Annotated in this window: 16 protein-coding genes; 6 read left to right on the top strand and 10 right to left on the bottom strand. The window is 62.6% G+C overall.

Annotated features, from left to right (window positions below; all coding sequences use genetic code 11):
* Nucleotides 1-59 precede the first annotated feature (59 nt).
* Complete coding sequence (locus tag NFI08_RS06845; protein WP_108131830.1) at nucleotides 60-848, bottom strand: transporter substrate-binding domain-containing protein; 789 nt, start codon at nucleotides 846-848, stop codon at nucleotides 60-62.
* A gap of 137 nt (nucleotides 849-985) precedes the next feature.
* On the opposite strand from NFI08_RS06845, the gene NFI08_RS06840 reads away from it, so the two are divergent.
* The 5 genes from NFI08_RS06840 (at nucleotide 986) to NFI08_RS06820 (ending at nucleotide 5,874) form a co-directional block, all read left to right on the top strand.
* Nucleotides 986-1,924, top strand: a complete 939-nt coding sequence (locus NFI08_RS06840; protein ID WP_045993168.1) for a LysR family transcriptional regulator — start codon at nucleotides 986-988, stop codon at nucleotides 1,922-1,924.
* Nucleotides 1,925-2,041: 117 nt separating this feature from the next.
* On the top strand, nucleotides 2,042-3,076 hold the full coding sequence (gene dctP, locus NFI08_RS06835) for a TRAP transporter substrate-binding protein DctP (protein ID WP_287163535.1): 1,035 nt from the start codon (nucleotides 2,042-2,044) through the stop codon (nucleotides 3,074-3,076).
* A 236-nt stretch (nucleotides 3,077-3,312) separates the two neighbouring features.
* The gene (locus tag NFI08_RS06830; protein WP_045993166.1) at nucleotides 3,313-3,816 is read left to right on the top strand and encodes a TRAP transporter small permease; all 504 of its coding nucleotides are present in this window, start codon (nucleotides 3,313-3,315) and stop codon (nucleotides 3,814-3,816) included.
* Entirely contained in the window at nucleotides 3,813-5,090 is a 1,278-nt protein-coding gene (locus NFI08_RS06825) for a TRAP transporter large permease (protein ID WP_349588214.1), read from the top strand. The genes NFI08_RS06830 and NFI08_RS06825 overlap by 4 nt, the downstream gene beginning before the upstream one ends.
* Before the next feature lie 7 nt (nucleotides 5,091-5,097).
* Nucleotides 5,098-5,874: a M15 family metallopeptidase gene (locus tag NFI08_RS06820; protein ID WP_349588211.1), complete on the top strand. Its 777-nt coding sequence runs from the start codon at nucleotides 5,098-5,100 to the stop codon at nucleotides 5,872-5,874.
* A 9-nt stretch (nucleotides 5,875-5,883) separates the two neighbouring features.
* Here the strand turns inward: NFI08_RS06820 and NFI08_RS06815 are convergent, their stop codons facing one another.
* The 4 genes from NFI08_RS06815 to NFI08_RS06800 are packed head-to-tail and all read right to left on the bottom strand — an operon-like array spanning nucleotide 5,884 to nucleotide 12,342.
* Nucleotides 5,884-6,762: a DUF7281 domain-containing protein gene (locus NFI08_RS06815; RefSeq protein WP_349588208.1), complete on the bottom strand. Its 879-nt coding sequence runs from the start codon at nucleotides 6,760-6,762 to the stop codon at nucleotides 5,884-5,886.
* A gap of 17 nt (nucleotides 6,763-6,779) precedes the next feature.
* On the bottom strand, nucleotides 6,780-8,033 hold the full coding sequence (locus tag NFI08_RS06810) for a hypothetical protein (protein ID WP_349588205.1): 1,254 nt from the start codon (nucleotides 8,031-8,033) through the stop codon (nucleotides 6,780-6,782).
* Nucleotides 8,030-8,656: a condensin complex protein MksE gene (locus NFI08_RS06805; RefSeq protein WP_045993163.1), complete on the bottom strand. Its 627-nt coding sequence runs from the start codon at nucleotides 8,654-8,656 to the stop codon at nucleotides 8,030-8,032. Before NFI08_RS06805 ends, NFI08_RS06810 begins: the two co-directional genes overlap by 4 nt.
* Nucleotides 8,653-12,342, bottom strand: a complete 3,690-nt coding sequence (locus tag NFI08_RS06800) for an ATP-binding protein (protein ID WP_349588202.1) — start codon at nucleotides 12,340-12,342, stop codon at nucleotides 8,653-8,655. The genes NFI08_RS06805 and NFI08_RS06800 overlap by 4 nt, the downstream gene beginning before the upstream one ends.
* 209 nt (nucleotides 12,343-12,551) lie before the next feature.
* On the opposite strand from NFI08_RS06800, the gene NFI08_RS06795 reads away from it, so the two are divergent.
* Complete coding sequence (locus NFI08_RS06795) at nucleotides 12,552-13,184, top strand: hypothetical protein (protein WP_205254710.1); 633 nt, start codon at nucleotides 12,552-12,554, stop codon at nucleotides 13,182-13,184.
* A gap of 56 nt (nucleotides 13,185-13,240) precedes the next feature.
* Here NFI08_RS06795 and NFI08_RS06790 read toward each other — a convergent pair whose 3' ends face one another.
* From NFI08_RS06790 to NFI08_RS06770, 5 genes are all read right to left on the bottom strand, one after another.
* Nucleotides 13,241-14,143: a hypothetical protein gene (locus NFI08_RS06790; RefSeq protein WP_108449525.1), complete on the bottom strand. Its 903-nt coding sequence runs from the start codon at nucleotides 14,141-14,143 to the stop codon at nucleotides 13,241-13,243.
* A gap of 377 nt (nucleotides 14,144-14,520) precedes the next feature.
* Nucleotides 14,521-15,567, bottom strand: a complete 1,047-nt coding sequence (locus NFI08_RS06785) for a DUF6708 domain-containing protein (protein WP_240184272.1) — start codon at nucleotides 15,565-15,567, stop codon at nucleotides 14,521-14,523.
* Nucleotides 15,564-18,233 carry a T6SS effector BTH_I2691 family protein gene (locus tag NFI08_RS06780; protein WP_108449524.1) on the bottom strand — a complete coding sequence of 890 codons (2,670 nt, stop codon included), beginning with the start codon at nucleotides 18,231-18,233 and terminating at the stop codon, nucleotides 15,564-15,566. The genes NFI08_RS06785 and NFI08_RS06780 overlap by 4 nt, the downstream gene beginning before the upstream one ends.
* Nucleotides 18,230-19,114, bottom strand: coding sequence for a hypothetical protein (locus NFI08_RS06775; protein ID WP_108449523.1), 885 nt, complete (start codon nucleotides 19,112-19,114; stop codon nucleotides 18,230-18,232). The genes NFI08_RS06780 and NFI08_RS06775 overlap by 4 nt, the downstream gene beginning before the upstream one ends.
* Nucleotides 19,111-21,849: a type VI secretion system Vgr family protein gene (locus tag NFI08_RS06770; RefSeq protein ID WP_108449522.1), complete on the bottom strand. Its 2,739-nt coding sequence runs from the start codon at nucleotides 21,847-21,849 to the stop codon at nucleotides 19,111-19,113. Before NFI08_RS06770 ends, NFI08_RS06775 begins: the two co-directional genes overlap by 4 nt.
* Nucleotides 21,850-22,174: the final 325 nt, after the last annotated feature.

The raw sequence follows: 22,174 nt of genomic DNA, 5'->3' as shown, positions 1-22,174 counted from the left end.
CTACCGGTATCAAAGTCGCTTACTGGGCCTGGCGAGGGTCCGGCCAGGCCAGACCATCTTCAGATCTTGATGTCGTAGTCCACGTACTTGTGCATCAGCTCGTCGTAGGTGCCGTCTTCCTTGATCTCGGCCAGGGCCTGGTTGAACTGCTCGGCGAGCTCCTTGTCGCGGGGACGGAAGGCCACCGCCACACCATGGCCGAAGTACGACTTGGGCTCACGGATCAACTCGGAGCTGACCACCACCTCGCTGTCGGCCTCGTCCACCTGCAGATTGGCCAGGGCCAGCGGGTAGTACATGAAGGCGCTGTCCAGGCGTCCGGTCTTGACGTCCAGCGCCAGGTCCTCGGCGGTGGCGTAGCGACGAACCTCCATGATGTCGCCATAGGTGTCGGTGATGAAGCGATCGCGGATGGTGCCGCGCTGTACGCCCACCGTCAGGCCTTCGAGGCTGTCGCGATCATCGGGGTCGATCTGCTGATCACGCAGGGTCACCCACACGCTGGGGTTGGAGTAGTAGGGTTCGGAGAACAGCACCTGCTGTCTGCGCTCCTCGGTGATCGCCATCGATGACATGATGGCGTCGTACTTGCGCGCCATCAGCCCCGGGATGATGCCATCCCAGCTCTGCTCGACCCACTCGCACTGGCGCTGGATGCGCCGGCACACCTCTTCCCCGAGCTCCACCTCGAAACCGGCAAGGGTGCCATCGGGAAGACGATACTCGAAGGGCTCGAACGGGATATCCACCCCCAGCTTGAGTGGCTCATCCGCCTGAACGGTGGTGGTGGCAAGGGCGGAGAGCCCGATCAGGGCGCCAAGCAGCAGGGGGCGGGAAAACGATCGCATCCGTGAGATTCCTTTTTTGCGTTATGGTTATTGATCTATGCCTTTTGGGCCTGATGAGTCTGCCACTCTCCGCCTGCGCCGCCAAGCCACTTGCAGGACAATGACAGACACCGCCCCACCACGACCAAGGAATCCCGATGCTCAACGGCCGTGCCCTGGCCTATCTGTGTGAAGTGCAGCGCCGTGGCTCGCTGCGCGCCGCCGCCGTCCACCTCAATGTGGACGTTTCGGCCATCAGCCGACTGATCCGCCGACAGGAAGAAGAACTGGCAACGCCCCTGCTGACCCGCCACCCCGACGGCGTCTCGCTGACCGAAGCCGGGCGCCTGCTGGTCGACCACCATCGCGCCCAGTGCGACGCCGAAAGCGCCACCCTGTCACGGCTCAACGCCCTGCAGAGCCTGAACAGCGGGGAGGTTCGTCTGGCGGTGGGCGAAGGCTTCATCGCCGATCTGATCAACGCCCCGCTGCAGACCTTCATGACCGCCCACCCGGGCATCGACATCGTGGTGGTGATGGCCGGCGTCAACGAGGCCATGGCCCTGATCCGCGATCGCGAGGTGGACCTGGCGCTGCTGTATGCCCCACCGGTGGACCCGACGCTGCACTGCCATGTCGAGCGCCGCCACCCGCTGGACCTGATCGTACCCGCCGACCACCCGCTGACGCGGCGCCAGACGCCGCTGACCCTCTACGAGATCAGCGACTGGCCGCTGGCGCTGATGGACAACCCCTTCGGGATGCGCCAGATGGTCGACCAGGTGGCCCACCAGGAGCGCCTGCATCTGACCTCACGGCTGCACACCAATTCGGTGGCGGTGCTGAAGAACTTCGTGCGCTCCGGGATCGGTGTCACCTTTATGCCGGAACTGACCGTTGCCGACGATATCGAGCAGGGGCTGATCCGGGTGTTGCCGTTGGCCCATCCGGTGCTCAATGGTGCCCGCGCCCAGATCGTCAGCCGCCAGGATCGACCGCTCTCGGTGGCCGCCGAGGCGTGCCTGTCCCATCTCAGACGAGGCATGCGCTTCTTTCAGGATGACGCCCCTCGCGTCAAGGCAGCTTGCCGCTACTGAGGCGTTGCCTGAAGATCAACGCCACAGGGTTTGATTAGTCAACGCGACAACGCCTAGTCTCGATATCGACTTGCAACGATGCCGTTTTACAACAACACGACAACACCGGAGAGTCCCATGAGCCTGTTTCGCCCCCTTCCCCTGGTCGCCGCCCTGTCCACCGCCGCGGCGCTGAGCCTGTCGGCCGCTTCGGCGCTGGCCGCCACCACCGTCAACCTGAGCTACAACGGCGCCCCCGATCCGGACAAGAACGCCGTCCACGTCTTCGCCACCAACCTCAAGGAACTGGTGGAAGAAAAGACCGACGGTGAGCTCGAGCTCAAACTCTACCCCAACAGCATGCTGGGTGAAGAGCAGGAGCGCATGGAGCAGACCATGGCCTCGCCGAGCCTGAACATCGCCTCCTTCGCCGGCATGTCGCCGATCGTTCCCGAGGTATTCGTCAGCGCCATCCCCTTCCTGTTCAAGGATTTCGATGACGCCCGCACCTTCTTCGACGAAGGCGCCTACTGGCAGGCGGTGAAGGACGATCTCGAGGGCCGCGCCGGGCTTGAGCTGCTGGCGGTGGTCGAGGAAGGCGGCTTCCTGGCCTTCACCAACGACAAGACACCGATCGCCGAGCCGGCCGACTTCGAGGGCCTGCGCTTCCGCGCCATGGACCCGAGTCAGGTGGCCCTGTACGAAGCCTTTGGCGCCTCCGGCACCCCAATCCCCTGGACCGAGGTCTACATGGCGCTGAAGACCGGTGTCGCCGACGGCCAGATGAACCCGCCGATGTACATCATCCTGGGCAGCCTGTACGAGGTGCAGGACTACCTGACGCTGGCCAACATTCAGTACTCCGATCAGTTCCTGGTGGGCAACGCCAGCATGATCAATGGCTGGGATGAAGAGACCCAGGCGGCCTTCCGCGAGGCGGTGGCCGAGGCCAACCAGCTGGCCCGTGAGCACAACCAAGCCAAGGTCGACGAGCGTATCGCCTACCTCGAGGAGCAGGGCATGGAGGTCATCCGTCCCAGCGCCGAGCAGCTCGAGGCCTTCCGCCAGCAGGGCCAGCCGGCCTATCTGGAGTGGCTCAAGGACCAGAACATCGAGCAGCGCTACATCGACATGGCCCTGGATGACGCTGGCGTCGAGCTCAGCGGCGAATAACCGCTAGACCGTGCTCAGGCCCTGACGGGCCTGAGCCAGACAGCCCAAGCAAGCGCCTGGTGGCCATACCCGTCGACCAGGCGCTGCCCAGAGCGCGGCTGCCTTGAGCCCCTCTACACTGGGACTTTTCACTAAAGCCCAGTCGCTGGAAAGCCTCAATCTCCGGATAATCCTCGATTGGATGCTGCCCGAGGGCGCTCCGCCGATCTTCACCCCTGCCGTGGAAGCCTTTGCCCATGTCCTGGTCACTTGCCCACTCTCCGCCGCTGATGGCCCTGCGGCGACTATCGCTATGGGTCGCCAGCGCTCTGCTGGTGATCGACCTGCTCGCCATGCTCTACGGCGTGCTCGCGCGCTACCTGGCCGGCGGCGCGCCGATCTGGACCGATGAGCTGGCCCGCTACCTGATCATCGGCGCGGTGATGCTGGCGCTTGGCAGCGTCTGGATCGAGGGCGGCCATATGCGTGTCGCTCTGATCGAGCGGCTGATTCCGCGCCTGGCCAGCAGGCTACTGTCCTGGTACCAGTGGCTGTTGACCCTGGTGCTGGCCATCGGCGGTGCCTGGTTCAGCTTCCAGTACGCCCAGTCGGTGGCCATCTTCCAGAGCCAGGGGCTTGGCATCAGCCGCGCGGTACCGGTGATGTCCGTGCCTATCGGCTTCGCCCTGCTGGCGCTGATGGCGCTGTGCCACGGGCCTCACCCGCTGCCCACCCTGGACACCGAGGAGCCGCACTCATGACCCTCGCCATGCTGGCGGTGTTTATCGTCCATGTGCTGCTCGGCCTGCCGCTGTTCATCTCGCTGCTGGCCACCGCGGTGGTCGGTTTTGCCTTCGTCGACCTGTCGATGATCCCGCGAATGATGCCCCAGCAGTTCTTCGGCGGCATCGACGCCTTCTCGCTGATGGCCATCCCGCTGTTTATCCTCGCCGGCAACCTGATGAACGCCTCGAAACTGACCGACCGGCTGATGGCGCTGGCGCGTCTGCTGGTGGGCCACCTGCGCGGCGGCATGGGCCACGTCAATGTGGTCTCCAGCGTGTTCTTCGCTGGCGTCAACGGCTCGGCGGTGGCCGACACCTCGGCGCTGGGCTCGCTGCTGGTACCGGCCATGCGCAAGGAAGGCTACTCCACCGCCTTTGCCGCCGGCCTCACCGCCGGCAGCTCGCTGATCGGGCCGATCATTCCGCCCAGCATCTTCATGATTCTGTACGCCTCGCTGACCAATACCTCGGTGGGTGACCTGTTTCTGGCAGGTGTCATCCCCGGGCTGCTGCTGGGCGCCGCCTTCATGGGCATGAACGCCGTCTACGCCAGGCGCAAGGGCCTGCCCAAAGGCGACGGCTGGCCCGGGGCACGCCAGCTAGGCATCGCCGCCCTGGGGGCGCTGCCTGCGCTGATGGCTCCTTTCCTGATCGTCGCCGGCATCGTCATGGGCCTGGTCACGCCGACCGAGTCGGGCGCGCTGACCGTCGCCTATGTGGCGCTCTACGGCGTGCTTGCCGGTAACCTGTGCCTGGCCGGGCTATGGCGGGCCTGCGTGGACACCACCCGCCTGACGGCGGCGATCTTCGTGATCATGGCCGCTTCCAGCACGGTGAGCTGGCTGTTGTCCTACGCCCAGGTGCCGAATCAGTTCGTCGAACTGCTGACTCCCTACGTCGACAACCCGGTGGTCATCCTGCTGCTGCTGAGCCTGATCACCTTCATCACCGGGATGTTCATGGAGGAAGTCTCGGCACTGATGCTGCTGACGCCGATCTTTGCCCCGGTGGCGATGATGGCGGGTATCGACCCGGTCCACCTGGGCATCATCATCACCCTCAATATCACCATCGCGCTGATCACGCCGCCCATGGGCGCCTGCGTCTTTGTCGCCGCCGCCGTCAGCCGGCTCGAGATCACCGCGCTGTTTCGCACCATCTGGCCCTTCGTGGTCATCGCCCTGCTGGTCCTGGTGGCACTGATCCTGGTGCCGTCACTGACCCTGTGGCTCCCGACCACCCTGGGATGAGGCAACCATGACCCAAGATCGCTCTTCTCGTGATGCCTGCCGCGATCCGCGCCACACACCGATCCCCCTCGCGTCGGAACCGGCCTGGTCGCAGCTACGCCAGATTGCCATCCAGGGGCTCGACGAGCCGCTGGTGCCGATGAGCCTGGCACCGGCGCCGGTAAAGGTATTTCCGGCCTACGCCCGCCTCGGCATCCCCGGGGCGATCAACGAGTGCTACGTGCGCGAAGGCGTCTATCGCCGGGTGCTCGCCGCGGCCCGCTCGCTGCCCCAGGGCGTCGGTTTGATCGTGCTCGACGGCTGGCGTCCCTGGCGGGTCCAGCAGTACCTGTTCGAGACCTTGATGGAGGCGATTAGCGGCAATCACCCCGACATCGCCGAAGATGAACTGCTCGAGCGCACCCGGGAGTTCGTCGCCGAGCCGAGCACCAGCCCGACCGGCCCCAGTCCGCACTTGAGCGGTGGCGCGGTCGACGTCACCCTGTGCGATGAAGACGGCCTGCCGCTGCCCATGGGCACCCTGTTCGACGAGGCGATACCGGCCTCCCACACGGCCTTCTACGAAGCCAAGGAGGCCCCCAGCGCGACCGAACGCGAGGTCCGCGACAATCGTCGCCTGCTCTACCACACCATGGCCGCCCAGGGCTTCACCAACCTTCCCAGCGAATGGTGGCACTTCGACTTCGGCGACCAGCTATGGGCCCACTACGGCGGCCACCCCCAGGCGCTGTACGGCCCGGCGGAACTCGACACCATCGAGAATCGCTGGCGGCGCCAGCTCTAGGGAAATGACTCAGCGCAGCGCCACGGCCTCAAGGGGGCCAGCAAACCACTGCTGGCGCAGGCCGCGCTGCTGATCGAGGATCAGCGCGAGGTAGTCGCGCAAGGGGTGGGCGGCGCTCAGGCGCTCGCGATGGTGCCTGAGCGCCGCCTGGTGTGGCATCTGCTCGGCGGGCTGGTGCAACCCGCTGGCCTTGTCGGCAAGGGTCGCGAGCGACGGCAGCAGAAGGTGGCTGGCGCCGCTCGCCAGGGCGATGGCGATACCGGCGGCGTCGAAGTCGCCGAGATACAGATGCGGGCGCTGATCACGAAAGCGCTCGCCCCAGGCCGCCGCCAGGGCATCAAACCCCTGGCGGTAGAGGGTGTCGCCACGATAGACCACCAGCGGGGCGACGACCTCGCCCAGCGCTCCCAGGGTGCCGTCCAGCTCATAGAAGCTGTCCAGGTTTTCTACCTGCACCAGGGCGTCGAAGGCGTCCAGGCTGAGGTCGCGCCAGTCCAGGTCGCGAATCTCTCGCGGGGTGGTGGCAAGCCAGGCCGGCGTTGCCGAGGCCGGGGCGCTGATCAGCACCCTGGCCTGGCGGGGTGCTGCGCGGTTGGCCTTGTCCTCGTCGAAGCCGTGCACGGCCTGCTCTCGGGTGGTGCGCCCACGGGTAGTGGCGTCGATGGGCCGGTGGCCCAGCTCCTGAAGCGTGGAGCCGATGGCTTCAAGCAGGCGCCGGTCAAAGCGCAGCGTCTTCCCCCGGCGATAGTCATCGAGCCTGATGTCCTGCGCGTCGCAGAACGCCTCGATCGCCACAATCGCCTTCAGCGAGCGCTTGCGCTCCACCATCCGGGCAGCTTTTAGCTCCCGGGCGATACGCGAAAGCACCGCGTAGTCGGTCGGCTTCAATGCCCCTTCCGCCACGCCTAGACCACCAGCGCCAGGCTGACGTCGTGAATCAACTGAACGTCGTTGAAGGGCCCGGCCGGGCTCTCGTCGGGGATCAGCCGAAAGGCGCGCTGCTCCTCGCGGGGCAGGCCCTGGTACTCGGCGATGACCTGAAACAGCCAGATCTCCGGGTCCCACTCGAGCTCGCTCTCACTCAGGTACGCCAGAGCGCTGGTGCCCGACGAGGCGCCAGCGGCGGGCGCCTGCTGGTCGACCACGTCCAGGTAGAAGCGCTCGACGTCCTGCTTGAGCGCCTGCTGGCGGGCCTCCACCATGCTCTGCGCCTCGACCATCGCAGGGCCTGCCACCTCGGCCTGCTCCGGCCGGTGGACCGCCACCGGCAACTGGTGCAGCAGCCCCGTGAGCACCTCGGCGTCGCGATGGTGATCCAGCGCCGGGGCGGCGGCGGCGTGCAGCGGGCTTGCGTGGTTGAACAGCTCCGGCACCTCGCTGCGGCGGGTGTAGTTGCCCGGCACAAAGTCCGGATGCTCACGCAGGAAGGCGGCCATGCCAGCCACCAGCCGGCTCTGCTTCTGCTGCTGACGAAAGCGCGCCATCAGCTCGATCAGTCTTCCCTGGACCTCGCGCAGGTTGGTGTAGTGCTGGCTCAACTGCTGCTGCAGCTGGCTGATCAGCAGCTTGCGCAGGGAGCCGTCGCTGCCGACCAGATCGATCAGCTCGTCGAAGTCGATCAGCGCCATGCCGTCGAGCAGGCGCACGATCTGCTTCTGGGCGCGGTCGTTCTCGCGGATCTTGTCGTTGAGTCGGCTGACGAAGCCGAAGTCACTGTTGAGCCGCTGCCACAGGCTGTCGATGGCGTCGGCAAAACGGCCGTTGAGGTCGTCCACCTCCTGGCGCAGGCGCAACATCAGCGGCCCCTGCTGCCAGTGCTCGCCCAGGCTGACCGCCTCGCGGTAGCTCTGCACCAGGTTGCGGATCTGCTCCAGGGTCTCGCCGACGTCGGCGTTGACGTGACGGCGGGTCTCGTCGGCCAGCATCTCGGCGATCAGCTCGCGCACCTTGGGGGTCAGCTTGACCGCGCCGTGCTCGTCGGGCCGCCACACAATCCGCGCCGCCAACAGCTTGCGAAGGGCGCCTTCAGTGAGGGTCTCCAGCGGCACCTCGTCGCGGGTATAGCCCTGCATCAGCACGTCGGCGTAGCGCCCCAGCAGCGACAACCGCTCGGTGCCGGTGGCAACCAGCCGGCTCTCGAGCGAGTGTTCCTCGCTCATAGCAGCGTCTCCTGGCGGGCCGGTGCCTCGTCATCCACCGGCAGGTTCTCCTCGTCGCGGATAAAGCGCACCAGCTCCACCAGATAGTCGATCTTGGCGGTCACCAGAAAGACCTGGCGGTCGGCGTGGGGCTGCAGCAGGTAGCCGTGCTCCTTCAGACGCTTGAACACCTGCTTCATCTGGGCGTCGAGCTGCTCGCTCTGGGAGCCGAAGAAGGGGTCGGTGGCCAGCCGCTCCAGGCGCTCGCGCAGGCTCTGGTTGTCCTCGCACTTGGCGCTGAACTCGGCGGGCTTGAGCACGTCACCGGGGGCTGCCAGGGAGTCCTGGCCCAGCGCCTCCTGCACCAGCTGCAGCCATTCGAGCAGCGGCAGCAGGCTGTTGACGGTCTCGCCGAGCTGGCGCGAAAGCTGCTCACGGGCGTCTTCGTTGAGCTGACGCCAGGCCAGAAAGTGGACGCTGCGATCCTCGTTGGTGGCCAGGCGGCGGTTAAGCGGGCGCAGGTAGATGTCGATCTGCTCGCGCACCTCCTCGTCCTGGAGCTTGCGAAAGGCGCTCTCGTCGCTGACGGCGCAGATGAACTCGCCGGCTAGCAGCCGTTCGAGCAGGGGACCATGTTCGATCATTGGGTGACCTCCTCGGCGCTGCGCTGCTTGAGACGCTGAGCCAGCTTGCTCAGGCGGGGTTCGATGCGCTTGAGCCGGCGCCGGCCCGGCTGGGCGGCGTCACGGTCGATCAGGTAGCGGTTGTGGAACAGCAGCAGCACGTCGGACTCCGGGTTGGGGAAGGCGCCGACGATGTGGATATGGTTGCTGTCGCAGGCCTCGAACAGCTTCTCGACGTTGTGGTAGGCCAGGGTGCCGATCTCGTCGATGGGCCAGTGCACGCTGATCTCGGCCTGACCGCGCAGCAGTCGGGTAAAGGCCAGCAGGAACTTGCACAGGATCAGGTAGGCCATGCCGTGGCTCGAGGATTCGAGCAGCTGGCGATCGTTCTTGATCACCAGGTCAGTGCCGCCCTCGTTGAGGTGCAATTCCAGGCGCAGCAGGCTCTCGAAGCTGTACTGCTGGTCGCTGCGCAGCAGGTCGACCACGTCGGCCAGGGCGTTGAGGTAGTCGTCCCCCGGCAGTCCGCCGGTCTCCTGCCAGTCGCGATAGTCCTGGGCGAAGCGCTTGAGCGGCTCCCAGAAGCCCAGCTCGTCGATGGTCGACTGAATGCGCACTTCGGCCTTGGTGATGCCCTCCAGGCGCAGGTCGTCGGCGACCTCTTCAGACAGTCGCCGACTCTGGGCACTGATGCGCCGGTTGAGGTCACGAAAGACGGTAAAGAACTTGTCCAGATCGGCGCCGAGATTGCGCCCCTGCTGGACCAGCTGCTGCTGCTGGTCCTCGAGCAGCTTGAGCATCCCGCGCAGCAGCGGCAGCAGCCGGCGCGGGCTGGGCTCTTCACCCTCGGCGGCGTCATCCTCGCGCAGCTTGGCGCGCTCGGCGCTCATGGTATCGACAAAGCCGGTGCTGGCGCCCTTGATCAGCTCGCTTTCGACCTGCTCGCAGCCCTTGCGCAGGGCGTCCATCTCGCGCCCACGCTCCGACAGCGCCTGGCGGGTGCGCTCGATGCGCTCGTGGACGTCGCCGGGTGCATCGTGCCGGGGCGCCGGCGAGGGGTCCAGCGGCAGCTGCTCGACCTGCACCAGCAGTGGCTTCAAGGCATCGATCACCTCAGCCTCGGCGCTGCGTCGGGCCTTCAGTTCGCCCAGCGCCTGCTGGTGGGCGGCGCGGTCGGACTGGAATTCGGCCTTGCGCTGCTCGCGTTCGCGCTCGGCACCCTCCTTGTCACGTACCAGCCGGGTTTCCTTGTCGACCAGCTCGGGCTTGCGCTGGCCCCAGTCCAGGCGCATGAAGCGGCGATAGTCTTCCAGCTGCTCCTGGCGTGAAGCGGTCAGCCGGATACGCTCATCCAGCGAGGCCAGCCGCGCCTTGGTGTCCTTCAACGAGGCCAGGTCCACGCCCTGCTCCTGCAGCTCGCGGTCGAAGGCCGCCTCGAGCTCCTGGCGCTGGCGCTGATGCTCACTCTTCTGGTCGCTCTGGTACTGCTTCAACTGGCGGATCTGGTCATCGACGCCGTCGAGGCGGCTCTGGCCGTCGGCCTTCACCTCCAGCATCTGCGCCTGGTGGGTCTTGGCCAGGGTATCCAGGGCGGCGCGCTTCTCCTCCTTTAGCCCATCGTGGCTGGCGCGCTGGGCGGCCAGCGCCTCCTCCAGGCCCTGACGCCGCGCCTTCTGCTGGCGGGCGTGACGCTCCTGCAGCTGGCTGCGCGCGTCGCGGGCGTAGTCGACCTCGGACTCGGCGCGCTTGAGCTCCATGCGTGCGCGACGTAGCGCTTCCTCGGCGGACTGTACCCGCTCATTGGCCGCCTTCATCTGGCGCTCGGCGGCCTGCACCGCGCTCTCGGCACGCACCTCGGCGGCTTCGGCCTGCTCGATGGCGGCCAGCAGGCTGGCCTCCTCCTGGGCGTACTCGGGCACCTCGACCGCGGCCAGATCCAGGCTCACCCCGAACAGCTCGTCGTGGTCCTGCTCGCCGACACGGGGCGACAGGTCGCGGCGCTCCAGCAGCTCCGGCGCGATCACCTTGCCCAGACGCTGCTCCCAGCCGGGACGATGGAAGCGCAGGAAGTGGCGCAGGGTGCCCTGGGCCGGGTCACGTTGCTGGTGCAGGCCATAGGTGTGAGCCTCGGCCCTGGAAAGCTGATGGCGGGCATCATTGAGTTCCTTTTCGGCCTGATCGCGGGCGCGCTTGAGGGTGTCGAGCTCCTCACGCAGCGCCCCCAGCGTCTCGCTCGCCGCCTCGCGGTCGGTCTGGGCCTGGTCGAGGCGAGCCTGGGCCAGCTCCGCCTCCTGGATTTCCTCGGCGCTGGCAGCGCTGGCGGCCAACTGGGCCTTAAGCTCGGCCAGCCGCTCGACGCCGCTTTCCAGGCGCTCACGGTAGCTCTCGTCGAGCTCCTGGCGCTGCTGCTGGTAGCGCTGTTCGAGCTCGCTTTCCTGACGCCACTGCTGGTCACGCAGCTCTTCGCGGGTCTCGCCCAGCTCGTCGATGCGCGCCTGGGTCTCCTCGGTCTGGCGGGCCAGCTCATCGCCCAACTCACGCAGGCGTCCTTGAAGGCGTGACTGGCTTTCCTGGAAGGCGTTCTGCATCACCGCCAGGTGCTCGCGCAGCTGCTGGCTCTGGTCGCGCCACTGGGGCAGCGCCTGGACGTCACGCTCCAGCGCCGGCATGTCGGCCTCCTCGTAGGCCTCGAAGGTCGCCTGCAGGTCAGAAAGCTCGCGCTGGGTCTGCTCCAGCTCGCTGGTCATCTCGCTCAAGCGGTCGTTGAGGGCATCGCGGGCCTCTTGGTAGGCGGCTTCACGCTCCTGGAACTCACGCTGGCGGTTGCCGATCTCGGCCTCGGCGTCGGCCAGGGTGCGCTCGGCGCGGTGGCGGTCGGCCTCGAGCTGGGGCTTCAACTGCCACAGGGTCGTCTCGCGCTCGGCGATCTCCTGATCGAGCTCATCGAGCTTGCCAAGCGATCGCTCCAGCGGTTCCAGTCGCTTGGACTGGCGCATCTGGGCGATCCACTCCCGCGCCTTGGTATTGCGGATGCGGGTCACCGGCAGTTCGACGCCGTCCTCCTCGAAGATCGCCGCCAGCATGGTCTTGAGGGTATCCATCTTGCCCTCCTTGGCGTGCACCGCGCTGATCAGCTTCTCCATATGACGGATGCGATGCTCCGGCTTGACCAGGCTGAACTGGGCAGCCATCTGGCGAAGACGCAGGCTTTCCTTGCGGTTACCCTGCTGGTGGGTGAAGTCGTTCTGGATCACCGAACGAAACTCCGAGGTGGCACCCAGCTTGGGCGACACCGGAATTCCCTCACGACGCAGCTGGCTGGCCCAGTCGCTGTAGTCCAGCGCCGCCACCCCGGCCTCGCTCTCCACCAGATAGTGCCCGGGCTGGTAGGGCGCACCGACAAAGCGATACTCGACGCCACCGTCGCTCTTGCGGGTCAGCACCGCCTGGCAGACGTTGCCCGCCTCGCGGCGGTACTCGTAGATCAGGTAGCTGTTGCGGTTGGGCAGGTAGAAGGCGTCGAACTTCTTGCGGGTCTTGGGCACCACCTTGTTGGGCAGCTCACCGTAGAACACCGGGACCAGCCGCTGCAGCGTGGTCTTGCCCGAGGCGTTGGTGCCGCAGATGTTGGTATGGCCGTCGACGTCCAGCTCGACCACCCCCTCGAGGTGGCCGTGGATCATCACGATGCGCAACAGGTGAGCCATTGGGATTCCTTGATCGCTTGCCCGGTAGGAGGGCTATTCTGCCAGAGACGAAGCGCCCTGACAGTGCGACCAGAGTTGCCCGACAGCAAGCTTTCGCCTACAAGGTTCCTGCGACAGGGAGAGCCCGACGCGCCCCGTCACCCCGAACGACTCCTTGCTCCGCATCCATCAATCGCTATCCACGCACCACACCACAGGGGAAGACCGCCATGCACTTCGCCACCCTCGGCCCCGAGGACAGCAACCACGCCCTGGTGCTCGCCCGCTATCTCGACGATCGCAGGCTCAAGGAGCCTGACCTCACCGACATCGAGCCCCGGATCAGCCTGGTGGATGACTTCATCGGCGCCTTCGAGGAACTGGTCGCCGGGGGCTACGACTATGTGCTGCAGGTCAGCGCCCACCCCAGCCACGCCGACTGCGTCGGGCGCTTCATGCATCGCGCCTTTCCGGTGGACGCCTTCATCGCCCCCAGCCGCCCGCTGGCGCTGGTAACCCGCGCTGACGTGGCCCAGTCGAAAAGCGTGCTGCGACAGCCCGCCACCCGCCACTACACCGACCTTTCGGCCTTCGCGGAACACGACGCCCCCACCATCGTCGCCGCCCTCGAGCAACTGCTGGACGGCCAGGCCGACGCCGCCATCGTCGCCGAGGACGCCATCGAGCGTCATCCCGACCGGCTGCGGGTGATCCAGCCACTGGGCCCCGCCCTGGATACCTGGATCCTTTACGCCAATCGGCCCCTGTTCCCGGACAGGGAGCAGGGGCCGATGCTTGGCGCTAGCGACGCCATGGCAGAGCACTTCGCCGAAACAAGAGCACGCAATGCCGGCAAAGGGTGATATCGCTTGAGTCAACTTTCAGCGAAGCGAAAACGCCAAGGCGTTGGTTGCGGGGATTACCCATGGCCCTTCAGGCGTTCCTCGTGGGGCGTTGTGTCGTAGTCAGGGTCTTGTCGCTTCCTGAGCGCCACGTAGGCCTTTGCCAGATTCAAAAAAATGAGGATCGAGATGGCTATCGAACCAAAGAGATGAACGAGGCCAAGTGGTACAAAGACCAGCATGCTACGATCAATATATAAATCTATGTAAAAATCAAAGAGCAACGGAAATCCACAGACTACTGCCAGGACGACAACAAAGAACAAGGCTTCGCAGAGATTCTTCGCACGATACTGAAGGAAATAGTGCTTACCATATTTCTCCAGCACGCCATCGACATCGATCAAGCCATGCCACTCAAGAGCGAGAAGCTGAATTGCCGGGACCCTGGCAGCCGCCTCGGGCATGAATTTTCTGGTGTAGCGGGAAAATTCAACATCCCCCAAGTTATGCCACAACACCCCTGACAGGGTCACCTCTCTACCGTGCATGCCAAGAAAAGCAGGGCGAGCACCGGGCGGAAAAATCAATTCAACGTCACCAATAAAATGTCGATATTTAGTTTCACTCCCGCCATTTCCGGTAGATACCGTAAAGCTCAACTCTTCGAACCTCCCTGATACCTCACTTATGCTATCATCTACCTTATGCTTGGACCCTCTGACCTTGAATTTCCTGAGCAGAAGATTAACTCCTCCAAAGCATACAAACTGGGTAACAAAAAATACCCAAGCCAGACTGCCAAACCTATCAATATCGAAAATCAATGCAATAATACACACCAAAAAAGAAGACAGGCACACTAAAATCACTCCACCCAAAATTCTTTGCAACCAAGTCCTCCTGGTGACATAAGCGTTTACATATCGCCTCTCCATATCTGTAAACTCTCTGACATTTTTCGTGATATTATCGCTCATAGCTCACTCTCCTTGTAAAACCGGCTTCTCCATCCTGGAGAAACAGTTCCGAAACAACTCTTCGAAAACTTTATCAACACCACTTAAAAAACGACTAGGCACTCAGGACAACAAACAACACTCATCTCCCAACCTTCCACTATTGCCAACCCCATAGGCAGGGCCTTGCTCAACCCCGGCCAAATGGTGTATTTCGCTATCAAGGAACATGAAGGCTAACGGCCCCCACACTATGAAAGCGGATAACAGTAGTGCCAGACCCTTTAGCATCCGCGCCCCGTCATCACGCCCACGGCCGGCACAAAGGCAACCCCCAAATGCGCTTGAACCAGCTCTCCAGGGCGTCATCCGAGATAAACCAGAGGCAAAAAAATAGCTCAGGCCCGTTGCTCCCTCTCTTGCGCAAACTCGGCCGCTGTCATCGTACTTTCCCGGCGCAGCGTCTTCGGCCAGTACACCGGCCAACAGGTCAGCAGTGAACACCAGTGGGCCACGGCGTGGACCAGCATGGCGGGTGACACCAGCACCACCAGCGCGATCATCTTCGGGCTCCAGGGGGCCTGGTGCCATTGGAGCTCGATAAACGACCAGGGCGCCAGAAAGGACCGCCACGGCCAGGGAAAGGTGGGGATGCAGCGAGGTTCGGGGACGCTGTCACGCCCTTCTTCCATAAAGCGGCGGATATACTCCCACAGGTCGTACATCTCCCGGTCGCTGCGCAGCGGCGCGCCGGCCAGCACGATGTCGTGATGATCCTCTCCGGTCTGCTGCTTGAGAAACATCAGCATCAGGATGGAACGTTTCGGCTCACAGTAGAGGTCACCTGTCATCACCGGGTCGCTGGGCTCGACCGAGGACGTGATCACCTCCCAGTCATACACCTTGTTGCCACCGGCAAAGTTGGGGCGATTGATATAGACCTTGCGGGTATTGCGATTGAAGCGAATCACGATATGTCGCTGGACCAGGCACTCCATACGAAGCAGCCAGAACAGGTATCGGAACATAAAGTAAAGAGCTCCGCCAAATAATACGAAAAGAAATATACTTACGATATACTCGACCGGTTCGGCTGGCGTGCCTGTCCAGTAATGCTCCCCCGTAAACCATACAAAAGACAGTGGAATAACTAGAAAAAAGAACATGAAAAGGACGCCCAAAAATGGACAGAAAAGACCAACGACCCCACCCCCACGCCATTCATCAAAGAAAGTTCTTACGTCGATATAGTCGTCAGTTATCCTGTAGATGGAGCGGGCATCGGAGGGCGTCTCGCTAACCATCTTCTTCACATCGTGACCATTCGATTCCAGCACTTTTTTTACTTCTTCCTCGAAGACTGCCGTCGCCTGCTTGAAGTCTTCAGGTTCCTCACCCGTTTCGTGGTGGGAGCGGTAGAAAAGCCAGTCGATGAAATACATCATGTCACCTCTTGCAAGGCAGTGTAGAAACCGTCAACTTCCTCTTCAAAGTCATCGAAGTAGTCGATATCATCCTGTGCAGCGAACGAACAGCGCTTGCACCAGCTCTCCAGGGCGTCATCCGAGATAAACCAGAGCCCAATGGAGATGACAACGGTGGCCCATATAAACACAGAATACACTGCGGCCAGTGCATAACGTGCCGATAGCCTTGCTAGATACTTCGCAAGAGGAAGAAGCCTAGCGGCAACGTTCCTTAATAGCACGCTCTTGGCTTCAGTGGATACCAAGGTGAGAAATCCGACGGAAGAGGCTAGTGTCAGGGTGAGTCCCAGCACCGCCACGCCAAAATTTGCCAGGGCTCGGGCTGCGTAAGCCGCAAACAAAATGGTGCTATTTTTCTTCTTAGAAAATGAAACCGCCATTAAGACATCATCAACCGCACAAAATAGGGCCCCTACCGACGCCAGGGTTCCACCCCAGAAGGAAAACCCTCCCAGACGATAGCTCGAGATATCTGGTACGGCGGAACTCAGATAGTGGCGGATCGAAATTACCGCGCACTGATAGGCCGCAGCAGTGTCAGCGATGGCGGCCAGCAGCAGGGTTGCCGAGGTTGCCGCCTGGAAGTAGTCTCGACTCCCCTTGTCCTCTCTGGACAAGATATTGTAGAGAAGTATCAGCTCCGATATCCCCAAGATGGCAGCCATCCTCGCATTCAAGAAGTTGTTGGAATTTCTTCCGATGGCGTCATCGATCTCTTGAGTGGTATAGAAGCTGTTATTATAAAGTTTATTTGCATCCCGCTGAGTTCTGTTAAAAATCAGATTTTTGATATTTAGGCGACCCGCTCCTTCTCCCATTGATGCAACTTTCAACCCAAGAACGATACGGATCAAGGATCTCTCTATCCTCTCGAGCCCGCCTTTCTCGAAAAACATTCTGACAAACTGCGTATACCATGTCATGGTGATCCCGAGCCGGCTGTTCTTGAACCACTCGGGGGTAGCCCCACCGATGACGCTATTAGCCGCGATGAATGCCAGCGAAAGTTGCTTGAAGCTATCGGCAACAAGCATGCTGTTTTGCCCCAACCAACTTTGATCATCCGGGCCTGCATCTGCTTGATCGCGGGAGCGAAAACTTTCAATATCCTGACGAGCCTTGCTTCTCATTTCTTCCTGATTGAGACAGTAGACGCTCCAGGCCAGGTTGCCACGATCCGTCATATTCACGTCTAGCCACCAGCGCGAAAGCAGCGCGGCGCCATCGGTGGAGCCGTCCATGCCGACCATGGCCATGGTCACCTGTATCGCGTAGGCCCAACCCCAGATCAAATCGCGCGAGTCATAGAAATCAAGGGCGTCGAGAAAGGCTGTACTCTGCACCCACCACAGATGATCGGAACTTCTGGCTTCGAACTTCCTCTCGTAGGCCTGAGACATTTCGTCCATCTCGGCATCGAATCTTCGCCGGGCCTGCTGATCGAGCAACGGTGCATATTTTTTATTGTACTCACGTCTATACTCATCGGCTCTCTGCGCTTTTATTCTAACCCTGGCTGAGTCAAATATTTCCTGCTGTCGACTTTCGTATTCCTCGGCCATCTCGTAGTCAATCGGCAGTGCCTGAGCCCCACCACTCGACTTGGCTCGTTCGACCGCCTGGACAAAAGGTAGATAGCGCATTCCACTCGAAAGTCGATAGCGCTTCACCTCGACTTCAGCCAGTCCATTTACCTTCCCATCAACGTAGGCTTCATCAAGATTACGGATCATCTCCGCGCAGTAGAACTTTTGCTCGTTGGTGGGTTTTCCCTCTTCTTTCGCCTCCATCCAGGCTCGTAATGGCTCAAGGGCATTGTTACGAAAGTTGTTCAACTCCTGGGTAATGCCGATGGCGTCATTGAGGACGACAGCGACTCCTTTTCCATCCGACAAGGATCGCAGAGTATTCTCGAACCTCATCCGATACTGCGCGAAATCAATAGGCTCAGCATTTTCGTCAAAGGGGTCCGTCAGTGAAGGGAAGGTTTGCTCCTGTAACAGCCGTGCCACATCAGCATCTTTGTAGCCTATGTACTCTGCCACCTGGCTGCTGAGTTGACCGGGCTCGATGACATCTGTACCCACGCAGCTGTAGGCCATGCTGGCGAGATCAAATCGCTGTAGCTTTTCTCGCCAATGCGAAAGCTGATGGATGTAGCGGAGCACCCTTGGACTCAGGGGGTCGGGGTGAAAGAGCATGAATGCTTCGGACACGTCCTCTACGTCTTGCACGGTAAAATAGGGAATACCACCGCTAGCCGGCTTAGGGTCATTGATATCCAGGGGTGACAACAGAGCTTCCGGACCCACATGGTAGCAGTGCTCCCAGCGATACCGGCCAAGGCGCTTGACTAACACATAGAGGTAGCCTTCCCGCAAAAAGCGAGCGGCGTATTTAGCCGACGCCAACCCGGGGCTAGATGCCAGCCCTCCTTCGAATTCCGGCACTGCAGCAAGGGCAGCGGCGTCCTCGGCTTCGGCATAGATGGCACTAAAGCGAAGGGGCAGAATATGAAGAGAACGTTTACAGGTGGCGTACAGCGAGTCCAGGGTCTGCTGGCTTATCTCCATTTGTCGGGAGATGCGTTCCATATCATCGGGGGTAATCAATACATTGCTCATGGACGCCGCTCCCTGGATTCCATCATCGTTGTTCGAATCACCTCGGCAAGCGGTGTGGAGGAACCCTGAGCCAGTTGAATGGCTTGTTGAAACGCCACCGTGTCCGTGGCCTCCTTGCCGTTGGCAATACTGTAAGAGACGAAGTAACCCAGATCGGCGGCGCTGCTTAGACCCGCTCGACGCCCTAGGCTCAGGGCCTGATCCACCATAGAAAATCGAATGCCAGGACACGCCACAGGAAAGATGGTGGGCGTATCACGCTCAAGGACGGCAAGTAGCTCAAGCGCGAGAGGATCACTGCTCAGTTCGGCCAGAAGGTGTGGTGACAACTCGATTCCGGAAAATGGCACAGCGTCACTGGCCGGCGATTCCCAGCGCCCCAGATAATCCACCCAGCCGTCGGCGCCTGGTATCCACCAGTGACTGAGTCCGGCAAACAGGCCCTGATGCCAGTCCTGATCTGACTGCCGATGGATAACCGGAAAGACCGAGGGTGCGTAGTAGCGAAGTATCTGAGTTTCCTGTTCGCTATCGGTGACGACGCAGGCACGCCCCACGAGGCTGGCTTCCAACTTCAATGGTCGGTGTAGCAGTATCAAGGCGTGAAAACCGGCTTCTGCCATGGGCAGGAGGTCGTTGATAAGCCTTTCCGTGCGACAGGACTCGAACATCCAAGGCCCCAGCTCACGCAAGTTCTTCAACTCCGACTGCTGAAAGCAGGGCTCACCACTGAATGCCTGGCAGACTTCGTCGCGCTGGCGCTCACTCAATGCACCAAGCTCCACCAACGCGCAAATCTTCGCCTCACGCCTCTGGGATGGCGTCAATTCAACCTTGCAGCTTTCGATATACCCGAGCAGCCCATCCTTGGCGATTATCATTTGCGTACCCTCACCAGTGCCCTCTGTTCCTTGACGGCCTTCATCCAGCAGCTCACACAGACGGGCTCAGGCGACCAGGGAAGTACCGGCAGACGCGGCGTCATCTCCTTCGGCCCACCAAACAGATGCTGCCCGCCCTTGACGTCGATCATTCCGGGTCCATGGATCTCGATGTTGCCGCCCTTGAGCCGGATGTAGCCGCCGCCGCTGGTCAGCAGGATTTCCTCGGCGGCGGCGATCTGTACGGTGTCCTCGGTGGAGGTGATGGTCAGGGTCTTTTCTGCGGTCAGCGCCATCTCGTCGCTCTGGGCCTGCACCTCGACCTTGCCCTGGCCGGCAAACAGCTTGATGCCCCGGCGCTGCACGAACAGCGAAAGCTTGTCCGACAGGGCGCCGATCAGGCTGCGGCCAGCAGCCAGGTTGATGTCCTCGCCACTGTTCACGCTCAGCGACTTGCCCTGGGACAGATGGGTGGATTGGGAGGTACTGGCGGCGATGCCCGCCGGTGAAGCCAGATGCAGCCAGGGCTGCTTGAGCATTCCTGCCTCACCGCGACCGGCCCGGCTGGCGCCCCTGGCGGTGGACTGATCGCTGTCTTCAGGGGGCGCCGCGACGGCCTGCCCGTAGCGGCCCTGGGCGTCTTCGCCGGCCTGTTTAAGATTGTCGCGACTATCGAGCGCCTCGGCATCGTGTTCGACGGCGCTGGTGCTGAGGCCGTCGGCCAGTTGCCAGGCGCTGGCAAGCTCCCGATAGGCCGGGGCCAGCGCCAACTGTTCGCCGTTGGCGCCGAGCTGTCCCCAGCTGGTCAGCAGCAGGCCCTGGTGGGCGCGGACGGCACCGTAGGCGTCGGTTCGCAGCTCAAAACCGGTGCCGCGAAAGTTCCCCCGGGTATTGCCGTGCTGGTGGATCAGGTAGCCCAGGTTGAGCTGGCTCTTGGCGTGCTCGGAGTTGAGCCGTACCCGCTCCTGGTCGGTGGCGTCGTCGAATACCAGTTCGTTGTACTTGCCGCCTCGGTAGGTCTTCGACTTGAGGCCCGACAGCAGGCCGTTGGAGTGCCACTCCGGGCGCTCATCACCGTTGTAGACGCGCCCGGTGATCAGCGGACGATCCGGGTCACCTTCGAGAAAGTCGACAATCACTTCCTGGCCGATACGCGGGACGAAGACACCGCCCCAGCCGGCACCGGCATTGGGCTCGGACACTCGCAGCCAGCAGCTGGAGAGGACATCACGCTGACCGGATGGCTGGCCGCGATCCCAGTGAAACTGCACCTTGACCCGGTTGAGCCGGTCGGTGTGGATCTCTTCGCCCTCGGGGCCGACCACGATGGCAGTGTGGGGGCCACCCATCACCGGGCTAGGATGATCGAGCGACGAGCGATAGGGCTGGCTCAGGCGCTGGGCTTCAAAATCGACCAGGTAGTGGCCGGTGCCGGCGCGCTGGTAGTCGTCGCGGTGTTGACTGTCGTCTTCAAGGCCATGGGCTCGACGCGCGCAATCCAGCTCATCTTGCAGGCTGCCTGGCAGGGTAGAGAGGTGGGCCGATACCGGCAGGGCGTTTTCGGCGTGCAGGGTGAGGCCCAGCACCAGAAACTCGAGCTCGGGTAGATCGCCTCGCTCATGCTGGCGGTGCTGGGTCAGCTCGAAATGCTGCCCCACCTGCAGCTGACGCGCGCCACCGGCGCCAAAAAAGCGCTTGGCACGGGACTCAAGCGCCTGCAGGCGATGCTCGGTCAGCCGCTCGCCGCGTGGATGATCGCGATAGTAGTACTCGCCGGGAGTGTCATAGACCTCCTGGTCGCTCAGCTTGCCCTGGTCGGGATGGGTTTCGAGCGCGGTGCGCTTGATCAAGCGGGGCTGTTTGTAGTCGTAGGTGGCGAGACTGACCCGCGAGGGCTGCTGCTGGCGACGACCACCCCACTGGGTGATGGCGTCCTCGCTTTCGGTGGCGCCCTGGCGATGAAAGCGGATCTGGCGCGGTGACACCGGCGAGCAGGTCGCCACGTCGTCGGTGATGATCAGTCGGTGGCACGTTTCTCCGTGGCCCGTTTCTCTGTGACTGAGCCCGCTATGACTGCGCCCGCTGTGACTGAGCCCGCTGTGACTGAGCCCGCTGTGGACGGATGGAGTGGGGCCGGCTGCGTCTCCCCTTTCCACTTCGTCGGCCTGTCGGTGCTCGACGTAATAGAACAGGCCTTCCTGCTCCATCAGGCGGTTGACGAAGTGGTAGTCGCTCTCGCGGTACTGCACGCAGTAGCTGCGCGCGGGATACTCGCGGCGCAGGTCGAAGCGCCAGCCACCCCGGGCGATAGGGTGCTGGGCGAAGACCGCCTCGATCACCTCGATGACACTCAGGTCCTGGAAGATGCGGCTGTCGCGCCCGAGGCTGAGCATCGTCAGCCAGGGCACCAGCGTCAGCTGGTAGTAAAAGACGCCACCGTCCTCGCCGAGCAGGGCCGCCGACTCCACCAGCCCAGAGCGCTTGCGATACTGGCCATCGGCCTGGCGAATGGACAGGGTGGCGGGCTGGGCCATCAGCGTCTTGAGTTCGATGTCGCCACGCTGGGAGATGACGTCGAGGCGGTAGCGGAAGGGCCGGGACATCGATTCCTCGCCCACCAGGCGGTGGGGGATCAGCGATTGGTTGGCCATTTCGAGCTTTAGCAGCCGCTGATTCTGCGACAGCGCGACGTCGAAGGTCTCGCGTAGTGATTGCCACCAGGAAGGCTCGTTCATTGCGCCCCACCCTCCCGCACGCGCGGCGAGCCGGCAGGCAAGACTCGGGGGGAACGGCTACCGCAGGTTGCCGCTGACGGGCGGTAACCCGAAAATGCGCACCTTGACGACATGAGAGGTCCTCCTTGACCAATACAAGAAGATCCTACTCAAGCGTTCTACGTTAGCCATTGCATCTCCCGTATTTTCCGAGAAGGACACAAAACTTTCCGGAAAATTCCTACAAATTCACTCGATACACCCACCATCATCGCGCCTCGGAAAAAGGCACCTGAACCGCCTTTGCCCGCCGCCCCGACAAGGGGCGGCGCAAGCCCCACTGCCG

The organism is Halomonas sp. EF61 (assembly GCF_040147045.1).
In the GTDB taxonomy this organism is placed as follows: Bacteria; Pseudomonadota; Gammaproteobacteria; order Pseudomonadales; family Halomonadaceae; genus Halomonas; species Halomonas litopenaei.
The sequence above is the reverse complement of the archived record's forward strand: the minus strand, read 5'-3'. Positions and strand labels throughout refer to the sequence as shown.

Excerpts from the sequence above, each read along its gene's own strand:
- NFI08_RS06795 (WP_205254710.1), top strand. The coding sequence starts at position 12,552 with ATGCACTTCGCCACCCTCGGCCCCGAGGACAGCAACCACGCCCTGGTG.
- NFI08_RS06845 (WP_108131830.1), bottom strand. The coding sequence starts at position 848 with ATGCGATCGTTTTCCCGCCCCCTGCTGCTTGGCGCCCTGATCGGGCTC.
- NFI08_RS06770 (WP_108449522.1), bottom strand. The coding sequence starts at position 21,849 with ATGAACGAGCCTTCCTGGTGGCAATCACTACGCGAGACCTTCGACGTC.
- NFI08_RS06800 (WP_349588202.1), bottom strand. The coding sequence starts at position 12,342 with ATGGCTCACCTGTTGCGCATCGTGATGATCCACGGCCACCTCGAGGGG.
- NFI08_RS06790 (WP_108449525.1), bottom strand. The coding sequence starts at position 14,143 with ATGAGCGATAATATCACGAAAAATGTCAGAGAGTTTACAGATATGGAG.
- NFI08_RS06825 (WP_349588214.1), top strand. The coding sequence starts at position 3,813 with ATGACCCTCGCCATGCTGGCGGTGTTTATCGTCCATGTGCTGCTCGGC.
- NFI08_RS06775 (WP_108449523.1), bottom strand. The coding sequence starts at position 19,114 with ATGATAATCGCCAAGGATGGGCTGCTCGGGTATATCGAAAGCTGCAAG.
- NFI08_RS06810 (WP_349588205.1), bottom strand. The coding sequence starts at position 8,033 with ATGAGCGAGGAACACTCGCTCGAGAGCCGGCTGGTTGCCACCGGCACC.
- NFI08_RS06780 (WP_108449524.1), bottom strand. The coding sequence starts at position 18,233 with ATGAGCAATGTATTGATTACCCCCGATGATATGGAACGCATCTCCCGA.
- dctP (WP_287163535.1), top strand. The coding sequence starts at position 2,042 with ATGAGCCTGTTTCGCCCCCTTCCCCTGGTCGCCGCCCTGTCCACCGCC.
- NFI08_RS06840 (WP_045993168.1), top strand. The coding sequence starts at position 986 with ATGCTCAACGGCCGTGCCCTGGCCTATCTGTGTGAAGTGCAGCGCCGT.
- NFI08_RS06785 (WP_240184272.1), bottom strand. The coding sequence starts at position 15,567 with ATGATGTATTTCATCGACTGGCTTTTCTACCGCTCCCACCACGAAACG.
- NFI08_RS06830 (WP_045993166.1), top strand. The coding sequence starts at position 3,313 with ATGTCCTGGTCACTTGCCCACTCTCCGCCGCTGATGGCCCTGCGGCGA.
- NFI08_RS06805 (WP_045993163.1), bottom strand. The coding sequence starts at position 8,656 with ATGATCGAACATGGTCCCCTGCTCGAACGGCTGCTAGCCGGCGAGTTC.
- NFI08_RS06820 (WP_349588211.1), top strand. The coding sequence starts at position 5,098 with ATGACCCAAGATCGCTCTTCTCGTGATGCCTGCCGCGATCCGCGCCAC.